The sequence below is a fragment of the Streptomyces sp. NBC_00370 genome, from assembly GCF_036084755.1.
Classification (GTDB): domain Bacteria; phylum Actinomycetota; class Actinomycetes; order Streptomycetales; family Streptomycetaceae; genus Streptomyces.
Window position 1 is genome coordinate 263,162 of the sequence record NZ_CP107968.1, and the last position, 12,305, is coordinate 275,466.

The window sequence follows — 12,305 nt, forward strand, 5'->3', positions numbered from 1 at the left end:
GTTGGCGTTTCTCATCAATGTCTGCTGCGACCGATGAGTCTTGTGCGGATCCGTGGTCGATACGGCTGAATACACCGACAGCGGTGGGCCCGTGCTGGGACGTACCAGTACGGGAGAAGCAGATGGAGGCTGTGATGAGCGTCGACGACACCACCCCCGGGCACGCGATCCGGACAGGCGGGCAGGGGACGCGGGTGAACGGTCCCCGGGTGTTGGTGGCGGGGGCGAGCATCGCGGGACCCGCGCTGGCCCACTGGCTGCGCCGGTGGGGAGCTGAGGTGACCGTGGTGGAGCGGGCTCCCGAGCTGCGTCCCGGCGGCCAGGCGGTGGACGCCCGCGGGATCGCCAAGGAGGTCATCGGGCGCATGGGGTTGGACGCGGCGGTGCGCGCGGCGTGCACCGACACCGCCGGCGCGCACACCGTGGACGCGGACGGGCAGGTGCTGGAGACCTTCCGTGCCGACGACGACGGTGGCGACGGGTTCATCGCGGACATCGAGATCCTGCGCGGGGACCTGGCCCAGGTCCTCTACGACGACACCCGCGACGGCGTCGAGTACGTCTTCGGCGACCGAATCGCCGGGCTCGCCCAGGACGCGGACGGGGTCGACGTGGTCTTCGCGGGCGGCAACCGGCGGCGCTTCGACCTGGTGGTCGGGGCAGACGGGCTGCACTCGGAGCTGCGAGCGATGGTCTTCGGGCCGCATGAGCGGTTCCTGCGTCACCTCGGGCACGTGCTGGCCTTCTTCAGCGTGCCCAACGAGTTCGGGCTGGACCGCTGGCTGCTGGAGTACCAGGATCAGGAGTCCGGGCGCTCCGCCCTCCTGCGGCCCATCCAGGACGCCACCCGGGCGATGGCCATGTTCTACTTCGACGCGGCCGACTTCGCCGTCGACCACCGTGACGTCGCAGCCCAGAAGGCCCTGCTGCGGAAGCGGATGGCGGGCATGGGCTGGTTGACCCCGGACATCCTCGCGCACCTGGACGACACTCCGGACTTCTACCTCGACCAGGTCGCCCAGGTGATGATGGACCGCTGGTCGAGTGGACGGGTGGGGTTGCTCGGGGACGCGGCGTTCAGCTCGTCGCCGATGTCCGGGCAGGGCACCGGGCTGGCACTGGTCGGTGCCTACCTGCTGGCCGGAGAGCTGGCCGCCGCCGGCTGGGACCCCACCTCAGGGTTCGCCCGCTACGAGGCGCGGATGCGCTCGTTCGTCGAGGCCAACCAGGAGATCGGCCGGCTGAACGCCCGCAGCCGCGACCTCCCCGGGCCGGACGCCGAGCCGCGCCCCGATTTCGCCGGCGAATGGTTCACCGAGTTGGTGGGGCGCGCGATCAACGGCGCCGAACTGCCCGACTACGCGGGAGTGGCCGAAGGTCAGCGAGGCTCACGGCAGTGAACTGCCAGTTCTACGCGGGCGTTTGCCCCAGCGACCGCTGTCCGAGGCGGTAGGGTTCGTTCCCGGTCGGTGGGGGGGCGCGCTATGTCCGGTGCAACTGTGGCCGACGTATGGCGCGCCAGGCTTCTCCTTGGGATACGGCCCTGTGCCAACGGCAGGGCAGTGCCCCGCGCTGGCTGATCGGGGACGACCCGTACGCGACCTCCAACTGCTCGGTGCGGAAGGCCGTCGACCGTCTCCCCAAGTCATCGTCCGGCAGCGTCTCGGCCGACCTGAACCGCCGGATCGTCATTTCCCAATCGGCGGGAAACCGCCCGGCCCTGCGGATGACTGCCGAAGCCCGGCCGGGAGGCACATCCCCCAGCCAATACCGGCCACAGCGCCACCGAGCCCGCCCGACGGCAGCCGCTGAAGGGGCTTCAGGCGCTCGCACCGTATCGCTCGGGGTGGGCGAGCACCGTGGCGAGCGGTCCGAGAACGACGCGAGGAACGGCACTCCCATAGTGACTTAAAGCAATGATTCAGTTTCAGTGAGTTACGATTACGTCGGCCAGCTGGTCGTTGTCGTCCTGGCGTACTCGCAAGGAGTGTTCGTGAAGCTTTTCCACCGTCCCCTTCAAGCTGCCCTGGCGGCAGTGGCGTCAAGTGCCGCGCTGGCCATGATGGCGCTCCCGGGGCCGGCTCACGCCGAGTCCGGTCGCGGTCCGGAAGCACGTCAAGTGGCCGCCGGCTCCCTTACCCAGTGCGGTTTCTTCCGGTACAGCGTCCGCGAGTCCCAGTTCGCCGGATACAACCACTGCGGCGAGACAACAGTGCGCGTACATGTCGACGTCAGGGGGCATGGCAGCACGAATGACTACCACCTGTGCGTCAACCCCGGCCGCACCCAGCTGCCTGGCGCGGGCCCGAACTATCTCAACGTGTACTACATCGGCGGAGCCGGCTGCCGGGCCGGAGAGCGCACCGCGCACACGGCCCACTGAATCCTTAGGTGTCAAGCATTTCAATCCTCGCTGAAATTGTTTGACGCTGCCGGACGCCTCGGCACATGTTTGCCCTTCACATCAGCGTGGGGAGAGGCACATGACCGAGTGGGTACTGGCATTTGACGCCGACTGCCGATTCTGTGAAGAAGTGGTAGATCGGGTTCGGGCCTCCGTCGACGGCACGTTGACCACCGCGGGCCTTACGGAGCCCCGTATTCGCGGCCTGCGGTCGCGTGCCCTGGGGGAAGGGGCCCCATGGGCCCCGACCCTGTTGGCGGTCAACGGCGATCAGGTGCGGGCCTGGACCGGAACCGCGCTGTCCCTGCGCCTGGCCCGGCTGTTGGGGCCTGCGGACTCGCTGCGGGTGGTGCGTGCACTCCGCGATCTCGATGTGCTGCGGCCCCCGAGCCGTCGAGGAATCCTCAAGGCCGTGCCAGGTCTGGCCCTGGGAACGTTTCTGGTCACCGGCGGCCTGGCCGCGTCACCCGCGCAAGCCATGACCCGCGCGAAGGGCAGCAAGGCGTCGCGATGGGTGAAGGCCCATCTCGACCGACTGCCCTCCGGCTATGCCGAGTTCGTCTCCTACCCCGCCGACTATCGGCGCGCCATCTACGGCGCGCTGTCGGCTTCGGCTCGGAGCGATCTGTGGGTGGCGCACTTCGCGAACTACCGCAAGACACACCCCGGTCTGACGGCCGAGCAATCCGCCGTCCTCGACGACGCGACGCGGACGGCACCGCAGATCATCGCGGGGCGGCGGCAGGGAGAAGCCGCCGAAGGCCTGGAAGGAGCGGCTCTGGCGGTGTTCGGCGAGAGCGAGGCGCGGGCGATTCTCCGGGTGTTGGGCCCTGCCGACACGCAGAGCGTGTCGCCTCGGAGCGATCAGAACGTCCAGCTCGTCGACTGCAATTCCCAGTGCGCGGGAACTGGAAGCTGCGACACGGTGTGCTACGCCTCACCGTATTACTGCAACTGGACGGATTACGGCTGCGGTCCACTGTGGCTGGGACCATGCAGCGGATTGTGTAACTGACGCCCCCTGCCGGGAGCTTGCGCCCTCCCAGGAGCGGCTGGTCGCACCCTCGCGGCAAGTTGGTCGGGGGGCGATCGTGGCCGTGGCGTGCACGCTCCCGTCGTCGGTCACATGCTCGACGCGCTTCTCGCCGTGCGCCACGAGCTTCCCTGCGTCGACGACGTACCCGCGGTGACGGTCGCGTCCACTCTGCCGCCCTGGGCCTGCTGGCCGGACACGTCGGCAACTCCCTCGCCGTCACCGGCTCGATCGTGGCCGACACCGGCGCCCGTTGATCGGGCAGACCCCATGAAGAAGCCCCAGGCCCGCGACCAGGGGCTTCTCCCGGGGCTTCTTTGCTGTGCGGGCCGCTCTCAGAGCCTGCGCAGCGGGAGGTTCAGTGCCTCTGCCGTGAAGCGGGGCCTGCCCGAGGGCAGTGCGCGGGCCGGCCAGGAGAGGGTGACGGTGCGGCTCTCCCCCGGCAGCAGCCATAGGTAGTTGTCGCTGTAGCGGGTCGGGAGCACCCGGGTGTCGCCGTGCGCGTCCCGTACGCCGAGGCGGACCAAGGCGGCAACCGAGGCGCCGTCGTTGCGGAGGGTGATCGCCGCCTCGTCGCGGGCCTTGCGGCGGACCGTCGTACGCAGCCGGGCGGGCGCAAGGTCGTTGACGGCCCGTACGTCGGAGGCCGCGCGGTAGCGCAGGTAGGAGTTGTCGGAGACCTCAGTACCGTGCCGGTCCGTGAGCGTCAGCCGCAGCAGGTGCGGGGTGGGCAGCGCTGCGGAGAACGGCACGGTGAACGCGGCCACCGAGGAGGACGCGGGTACGTCCAGGGTGCGGGTCTGCGCTCCGGCGAGCCGCTTGCCGTGCAGGTCGACGAGTTGGGCGGTTACCTTCGCACCGGTCAGGTCGGCGGCGGTCTGGTTGACCGCGTGCACCTGCCAATCGGCAAGGCTCGCCTGGACATGCAGCGGCTCGCACGCCTTGCGGGCGCCGTAGTAGCTGCCGTTGACGTCCAGGTCGTAGTCGTAGGTCTGCCAGACGGTGCTGTGGTGCGCCGGGTGGGACATCCACAGCAGCACCCCGGAAGCGTCGTCCCACATCTGCGCGTTGTACGCCTCGAAGATGGCGCGCATGCTCTCGTAGTTGACGAACTGCGCGCGGGCGCAGAAGTCGTCAAGGCTGTCCGATGTGCCGAACCGGTCCTCGATGGCGGCGCGGTACGTGTCGGGGTTCTGGCCGCCGCGGGTACTCCAGTCGTGGTGGTACCAGACGTCGCCGATCGGCCAGGACGGCTGGTCGGCGGCCAGGTGCCGCATGCTCTCGGCGACCGGCACGGTGGGTATGCCGATCTCGGAGTGGAAGCCGTAGCTGCCAATGGAGTAAGTGTCGCCCGAGAAGTACTTCGCGGGGTCGATCCAGGAGTACGGGCCGTGTCCTGTGACGATGCCGCCCGCGGAGTTGCCCTGGTAGAGGATGCCCGGATGCACCTCGGTGACAGCGGCGCGCAGCCCGGCGTCGATGGCGGCCGGCGGGTCGCTCTCGTTGGTGGCGCACCACACCGCGAGGCAAGGGTGGTGGCGGTAGCGCAGGACGGTGTCGCGGGCGATGTCCAGGAACAACGGGAGGCCGTCGTCCGGCGGGAAGATCGCGTCGCCCTCCCAGAAGTCGTTCCACACCAGGATGCCGTTGCTGTCGCAGGCGGCGAAGAACTCCTCGCGGTTGCTGGAGCCGATCCAGTTGCGGATCATCGTGAAGTTCATGTCCCGGTGCATGCCGACCGCGTCGTCCATCCGGTCCGGCAGCATCCGGCGCAGCAGTTCGTCGAAGCCCCAGTTGCCGCCGCGGGCCAGCACCCGTGTGCCGTTGACCGCGATCTGCAGCTGGGTCCCGGTGTTGCTGACGGACTGCACGTCGGTCCAGGCCGTGCCGTCGTCGGAGACCTGCACGGTGAACGTCAGGGCGTAGGCGCTCTCCCAGGTGATGACGACCTGGTCGAAGGCGGCGGAAGCACCGAGGTCGACCTGGATCCACTGGTCGTCGGAGTACCCGGAGGACCAGCGGGTGGTGTCACTGCCGTCGACGGCGTTGGCGGGCTGGTCGGCGTCGTTGTCGCTGGAGGAGGCGGTCGCCGTCCTGTGCAGGGCGAGGTCGGTGCCCGGAGCCGCACTGTCCACGACCGACAGGGTCCACATCGACACACCGAAACCGGTGGCGCGCTTGCCGCACTGGACACGCACATAGCGGGCCTGCTGCTTCGGCAGGTCCACGGTCTGGGGCGCGGAGTGGCCGTTGGGCTGGATGACGATCGGCTGCTCGTAGTGGTAGTCGAACTGGCGCAGGCCGACCTTCACGGTGCGCCGGTCGGAGGTGCGGCCGACGGCGGTGGCGGTCAGGACCAGGTCATGCAGCGTCGGGGCGCCGTAGCCGTTGGGCCACCACAACTGCGGCTTTTTGATGCGTAGTTGCGGGTAGCGCGCGGGAGTGAAGGTCATGTCGCGGTGCTCGCCCGCCGCCAGGGTGACGGTGCTGGTCACTCGCGCGCCGTGCAACGTCGCCGAGACGGTGGTGGTACGTGAGGCACTGCTCGCGTTGCGGACCGGGACGACGACGGTCACCTCGGCGGTACCGAGCACGGACGGCCCGGCGACGGCGGGCAGGCCGGGCAGGGCCGTGTCCACCCGCGGGTCACCGACCACCACGTCCCCGGTCGAGCGGAGGCGCACATGGTTCCAGATGCCCGCCGCGCGGTCGCGGACCGCCGGCATCCAGTCCCAGCCGCTGATGGACAGGTACGTGGGCGAATCCGCGGCAGCGGCGGTCGAGTTGAGCGTGGAGATCCCGGAGGGCCCCTTGTCGCCCGGGTTGCCGGGGTGCGGCATCGGGGCGATGCTCACGGCGACGACCTGCTCACCGCGGACCAGGGCGTCGGTGACGTCGAAGGTTGCGCGTGCGACCGGTGAGGTCACCTCGCCCACCTTGTGGCCGTTCAGCCACACCTCGGCCTGGTGGTTGATCCCGTCGAACTCCAGCCAGACGCGGCGGTCCCGGCCGGTGGCCAGGCCGGACGGCAGCTCGAAGGCCCGTCGGTACCACCAGTCGTGCCGGGACAGGGCCTCGGGCGCCCGCATGTTGTTGAAGCCGACCGTCGGCTCCGGCAGGTGCCCCTGCTCCACCAGCGACGCGTGGACGGTGCCGGGCACCGTGGCCGGCAGCCAGCCGCTGACGTCCACGCCGGGGCCTGACAGCCGTGCGCCGTCGGCCGAACCTGCCCAGTCGTCCATGGTGAGCGTCCAGCCGGACTCCAGCGGTACGGTGCCGTCGGCGGCGGTCTTCAAGGCAGGCGCCTCGTGGTGGCGGCTGCCCCAGTCGGTCCAGCCTGTCGCCGGCGGCCGGTGCGCCTCGCAACTGCCGTAGACCTCGAAGCTGTTCAGGCCCACCGGGTTGTCGTTGGCCCGCTTGGTCGAGGTCATCCGGATCCACCGCGCCGTCACCGGCTTCGGCAGCGTGATCGTCACCGTCCCGCCGGCGCCGGACGTCGTCTCGTACACCGAGCGCCAGGCCTTCCCGTCGTCCGACACGTCGAGGGAGAACGCCACGGCGCTGCTCGACAGCGCCTCGAAGCCCGTGGTGTGCAGGAACGGGTTGACGCCGTCCGCCGGGGTGAAGCCCGGGTCGGAGCTGTCCGCCTCGAAGACCAGCACCACCGACTCGATGGTGCTCGGCGCCTGCAGGTCGACGCTGATCCACTGAGGGTCGCCGGCTGTCGCGCGCCAGCCGGAGCCCCGTACGCCCGGCTGTCCGAGACCGTCCACCGCGAACGAGGCGGGGGTGGGCGCCCAGTCGGTCGACGACGCCGCCACCGGGCGGTACCGGGCGAGGTCGACCGACCCCTTGGCACCTGCGGACGGGGCGGCCCCGGTGTTCGCCTCCGTGGCGTACGCGGCGGCCGCGGGCAGCGCGGCTGACAGACCGAAGCCGGCCAGCAGGGTGGCGTTGGCGCGCAGGAAGGTGCGGCGGGAGGTGTCGGGGTGCTGCTCGGGCATGTCGGCTCCGATGTGCGGGATGCGAGGTGGCCTGCGAGGTGCGGGGGCGTCCGAGGGCAAGGACCGAGGGGGACGCCTCGGGGGGACGCCGTGGTGGTCGTGGTGCGTGAGGGGGCCGGTGGCGCCGGGCTCACCGGCCCCCGAGAACCCCGCCGGAGGGCCGGGGCAACCAGGGTCAGCCGCCCAGGAGTTCCACCTCCGACAGGGTCGTCGCGCTGTCACCTGACGCGAAGTCGACCCGGTAGTAGCGGTGGCTGCCGGTCGGGGCGGACGGGGTGAATGCCCTTGTCTGCTGGCGCCAGTTGAACTGCTCACCACTGCGCGTATCGGCGACGGTCCAGTGCGTGCCGTCGTCCGATGTCCTGAGTGTCCAACTGGACGGATCTGCGCCGGTCTTGACTCCGCTGGTCAAGGTGTATTGATCCAACTGCCGGGGCTGGTCGAACCGGTACTGCACCGAGGACGGTCCGGCCGCCAGGGTGGTCTCGGTGGTGGAGGTGTTGTCGAACAACGGGGCCGGGTCGGTGCCGCCACTCGCGGTGGCCGTGCCCTTTCCGGTACCGGTGAGGTCGGCGGGCGGGACGGCTGCCTTCGGTCCTGAGGTCAGTGACGGCGGCACGTCCGCCGCTGCCGTACCCCAGTTGGACGGGCGCGGGCCCATCTCGAAGTCGATCCGGCCGCCGTGGGTCAGGTCGCCGTGGTCCAGGTACGTCCTGCCGTACTTCTTGCCGTTGACCGTCAGCGACTGGACGTAGATGTTCCGGTCGGAGTTGCCGTGCGCCGTGATGGTCAACGGGCGGCCACCGAGCGGGTGGATGGTGACCTGGTCGTACAGCGGCGACCCGATGGCGAAGGTCGGCGAGCCCGACTGCAGCGGGTACAGGCCGAGCGCGTTGTCGACGTAGAAGGCCGACATCGAGCCGTTGTCCTCGTCGCCCGGGTACCCCTGGCCGACCGTGCTGCCGGTGAACAGCCGGCCCATGGCGTCGCGGACGTATTTCGCCGTCTTCGCCGGCTGGCCGACGTAGTCGTACATGTACGGGACGTGCATCGACGGCTGGTCGTTGAACGCCCACTGGCCGAGCGCGTCGTCCCTGGACTCGAACATCTCGTGGTACGGGCCGCCGAACCCGCCGCCGTACTGGGCGGTCTCCGGCGTGGTGAAGAACTCGTCGAGCTTGTCGGCCAGTTTGGTGCGGCCGCCGTACAGGTTGGCGAGGCCGTTGCCGTCCTCGGGCGCGGCGAAGGCGTACGTCCAGCCGTCGCCCTCGGTGTAGTCGGTGGAGTTCCAGTCCAGCGGGTTGTACGTCTCCGGCGTGTGCTCAAAGGTGCCGTCGGCGTTCTTCGGCTGGAAGAAGCCGGTGGACTTGTCGAAGAGGTCGACGTAGTGCTGGGCGCGGTCGTTGAAGTACCGGTAGTTGTCGAGGTATTCGCGGTGGTGCGGATCGCTCGCCTTGGTGGTCCGGTACAGCTTCTGCGACATCTGCGCGATCCCGTAGTCGGCGAGGTAGTCCTCCAGGGACACCGAGGCGCTGGAGCCGGTGGTCTGCGGGGTGTAGCCGAGGAATGTCGAGTGCTGGACGTCGGGGCGCCCGGTCAGCCCGGACGACGGCACGGTCGCGTCCTTGACGGCGGCCTCGTAGGCGCCGCGCACATCGAAGTTGGTGACGCCGCGCAGGTAGGCGTCGGCGATAGCCACATCGGAGTTGGTGCCGCTGAAACCGAGGTAGCCGGGCGCTGTCCACTGGCCGATCCAGTCGGCGTCCCGGTACTGCTGGACGAAGCCGTCGATCATGTCCCCGGTGAGGTCGGGGTAGAGCAGCGAGTCCAGCGGCCAGGCCGTCCGGTACGTGTCCCAGAAACCCTCGTTGGCGTACGGGCGGCCGGACTTGACGACGGCGCCGGTGGCCACGGGCGTAGAGGGGCCCGCGGCCGGCGAGTAGGGGCTGGCGTACTTGTAGACCGGCTTCGCCGTGGTGCCGGTGTTCTCGAACAGTTCGTTCGGGTAGAGGTTGAGCCGGTACAGGCTGGAGTACAGCGAGGTGAGCTGGTCCTGGCTCGCACCACGGACGGTGATGACGCCAAGTGCTGTGTCCCAGGCGGCCTGCGCGGCGGTGTGCACGGCTTCGAAACCGCGCTGCCCGACCTCCTGTTCGAGGTTGCGCTCGGCCTGGTCGACACTGATGAAGGAGGTCGCGATACGCATGCTGAGCTGCCGGTTCGCACCGAGGTCGAACGAGGTGTAGCCGCTGACCCCGGCGCCGCCGCCACCGGTGAGGGAGCCGGTGCCGGTCATCGGCCGGTCGAAGGTCGCGTAGACGAACATCCGCGGGGCGCCCCAGAAGCCGGCGACGTCCGAGTAGCCGGTGACGGTGCCGCTGGCCTTGTCGACGGTCAGACCGGCCTTGTCGTTGACGTTGTCGAAGATCAGGCTGTCGTCACCGGTGGGGAAGGTGAACCGCATGACCGCCGCGTGGTCGGTGGGCGTCATCTCGGTACGGATGCCGTTGTCGAACGTCACACCGTAGTAGTCGGGTTGCGCCGTTTCGTGGTCGTGGCTGAACGCCAGTCCGCGCTTGGTGCGGTCGGCTGTCGTCGGTGTGGCGGTCCCCGACGGCATCACCTGGAACGTCTGGTGGTCCTGTACCCAGATGCTGGGCTCGTGACTGACCCCGAACGCCTGGATGACCGGCTTGTTCGCCGCGTTGTTGTCCTGCTGGTAGGTGTAGATCGAGCTGGTCGTGCCGGCGTTCGTCTCCGGGGTCCAGAAGTTGAAGCCGTGCGGGAGCGCGGTGGCGGGGATGTTGTTGCCGCGCGAGTAGTCGCCGGAGGAGTCGGTCCCACGGGTGGTGGTCACACATGTCGCAGGGTGCGCGCAGTCGTTGTCCGGCGGGGCGGCGCCGATCTCGATGTCGTCGAGCCAACCCGCGAAGTGTGACGGGCCGTTGGGGTTGTCGTAGGCGACCAGGACGCGGGTGATCGTCTTGCCGGCCGCGACCTTGCCGATCTCGGAGTCGACCGCGTTCCACTGACCGGCGTGCAGGATCTTCGCCTTGCCCTGGTCGGCAGCCGAAAGGCCCTTGCCGTACTGGTCGGTGGCGCCGTACCGGCTCAGCCGGGTGCCGTCGCTGAAGGTGAGGTCGACCGACACGTACGTGCTCGGATACGTCAGGTCGTTGCCGGTGCGCTCGGGAAAGAGCTTGTACGACAGCCGCGTCTCGCGCTTCACCGGGATCGACACCTGATAGATCTTGTCCTCGGCGGAGCCGTGGTCGGCGAGTTGCCAGCCGGCGTACTTGAGGGCGTGGGTGCCGGTGAAACCGACGTCCTTCTTGATGGTGGGGCCGGCCGCCGGGCCGCTGCCGACGGAGGTCGTCATCCCGGCCTTGCCGCCCTGCCCTTCGGCGAGCACCAGTTCGGCGAGCTGGGTGTGGCTGTCACCGTGATTGGCGCCGACGGCCAGTCGGTAGCGGCTGTACGTTCCGGGGTGGCTGACGGTGAAGATCCTGGTCTGCCCGCGCTGGGCGAAGTCCTGGCCGCCGCGGCTGTCCACGGCGTGCCATTGCCGGCCGTCGTGCGAGCCTTGCAGCACCCACGACTTGGGGTCCTGGGCGGGAGAGTCGGGCGCCGACGTCATGGCGTAGCGCGTGACCCGCGACGAGCCGCCGAGGGTAACGGTCAGCGCCGGAGTGCCGCCGTCGGCCTGCCACGAGGTGGCCGCATCACTGTCGGCGGCACGCGCCGCGACATGGTCGGGCGGCATTTCGGAACTGGCGGTGACCGAGGACACCCGCGCCATCACCGAGCCGGGCAGCGCGCCACCCGAGTCGGGCACGACCCCGGTCACCGAGGGGTGGCCGCCGGGGCCGTTCTCGGGCGTGCTCCCCCAGTCGGGTGCCGGGTCGGTCGTCTCGAACGACGTCGAGAAGGTGCCGCGAGCCGTGCCGCCGCCGGAAGCCGCCTGCGCGCCGACCGCGGGCAGCCCGGCCAGCACCATCCCGGCGACCGCCACCGCGACAGCCGATGCCCGGCGTCTGGAGGCGAACGGACGGGCCCGGGACGGGCGGTCAGGGACAGTCATAGCCAGGCTCCTCAGCTGGGCGGATTGCTTCAGACACACGTGGCGGGCAACTGTCATGGGGATGAGGGCACTTGCTGACAACGTTGCCATCGCCGGTAGTCTCAGCTCCGATGGCAACGTTGTCAACATCTACGGAAAGGCTTGGCAGCCGAATTGCGGGCGACAACGACGGCCGACCGGTGGCCACTACACGGACCGCTGCCTCAGCCGGTGCCGCTGATCGACGACGCCACAGTCATCCTGGTCCGCCCCCGGGAGAATGACTGGCCTTCAGCGAGTCATGGGTCCAGGCGCATGAAGGCGGTGACGTGGTCTTCGCGCGGAAGTGCGGGCGGCTCCGTGAGGAGCGACCTGCCATCCGCGACCGGTTGAGCGGGCAGTCGGGCGCCCAACTGCCGGGCCCGGCGTTAAGGACAGTTCGGCTGGACAGTTCGGCCGGCTCGACCCTTGCCCTGCCCCGGGATCTAGAACACGTCCCGCAGGGTCTGCAGAAGGCGGGCAATGTTCGTCTCGTCGCGGCGGTAGTAGGTCCACTTGCCCCGCCGGGTGGCGACCACCAGCCCTGCTTGCCGCAGCATGGCGAGGTACTGCGAGGTGGTTGACTGCCCCAGACCTGCCCGCTGCTGAATGTCGGTCACGCAGACACCGATCTCGACGTCCTCGGGCTCCTGCCCGGCGAAGCTCATGGGCTCCTTGAGCCACACCAGCATCTGGCGGCGGGCCGGGTTGGACAGGGCCCGGAACACAGCCAGCAACTCCGCCTCCGAGAACACATGATGATCG

General features: G+C 69.5%; 6 protein-coding genes. 3 read left to right on the forward strand and 3 right to left on the reverse strand.

Annotated elements, in window-relative coordinates:
- Positions 1 to 134: 134 nt before the first annotated feature.
- The 3 genes from OHS57_RS01210 to OHS57_RS01220 all read left to right on the forward strand — a co-directional run bounded on the left by OHS57_RS01210 (position 135) and on the right by OHS57_RS01220 (position 3,419).
- A complete protein-coding gene (locus OHS57_RS01210) occupies positions 135 to 1,400 on the forward strand; it encodes an FAD-dependent monooxygenase (protein ID WP_328580624.1) in 1,266 nt (421 codons plus the stop codon).
- 635 nt (positions 1,401 to 2,035) lie between these two features.
- Positions 2,036 to 2,383 (forward strand): DUF6355 family natural product biosynthesis protein, encoded by a 348-nt coding sequence (locus tag OHS57_RS01215; RefSeq protein WP_328580625.1) that lies wholly within the window; start codon positions 2,036 to 2,038, stop codon positions 2,381 to 2,383.
- Between the two features lie 100 nt (positions 2,384 to 2,483).
- On the forward strand, positions 2,484 to 3,419 hold the full coding sequence (locus tag OHS57_RS01220; RefSeq protein ID WP_328580626.1) for a bacteriocin fulvocin C-related protein: 936 nt from the start codon (positions 2,484 to 2,486) through the stop codon (positions 3,417 to 3,419).
- 353 nt (positions 3,420 to 3,772) lie between these two features.
- Here the strand turns inward: OHS57_RS01220 and OHS57_RS01225 are convergent, their stop codons facing one another.
- The 3 genes from OHS57_RS01225 to OHS57_RS01235 form a co-directional block, all read right to left on the reverse strand.
- Positions 3,773 to 7,441, reverse strand: a complete 3,669-nt coding sequence (locus OHS57_RS01225) for a discoidin domain-containing protein (RefSeq protein WP_328580627.1) — start codon at positions 7,439 to 7,441, stop codon at positions 3,773 to 3,775.
- A 175-nt stretch (positions 7,442 to 7,616) separates the two neighbouring features.
- A complete protein-coding gene (locus OHS57_RS01230; RefSeq protein ID WP_328580628.1) occupies positions 7,617 to 11,522 on the reverse strand; it encodes a GH92 family glycosyl hydrolase in 3,906 nt (1,301 codons plus the stop codon).
- Between the two features lie 464 nt (positions 11,523 to 11,986).
- Positions 11,987 to 12,295, reverse strand: coding sequence for an ArsR/SmtB family transcription factor (locus OHS57_RS01235; RefSeq protein WP_041999765.1), 309 nt, complete (start codon positions 12,293 to 12,295; stop codon positions 11,987 to 11,989).
- Between the last annotated feature and the right edge of the window lie 10 nt (positions 12,296 to 12,305).

Coding starts and splice junctions, on each gene's coding strand:
- OHS57_RS01210 (WP_328580624.1), top strand. CDS start 135: ATGAGCGTCGACGACACCACCCCCGGGCACGCGATCCGGACAGGCGGG.
- OHS57_RS01220 (WP_328580626.1), top strand. CDS start 2,484: ATGACCGAGTGGGTACTGGCATTTGACGCCGACTGCCGATTCTGTGAA.
- OHS57_RS01225 (WP_328580627.1), bottom strand. CDS start 7,441: ATGCCCGAGCAGCACCCCGACACCTCCCGCCGCACCTTCCTGCGCGCC.
- OHS57_RS01230 (WP_328580628.1), bottom strand. CDS start 11,522: ATGACTGTCCCTGACCGCCCGTCCCGGGCCCGTCCGTTCGCCTCCAGA.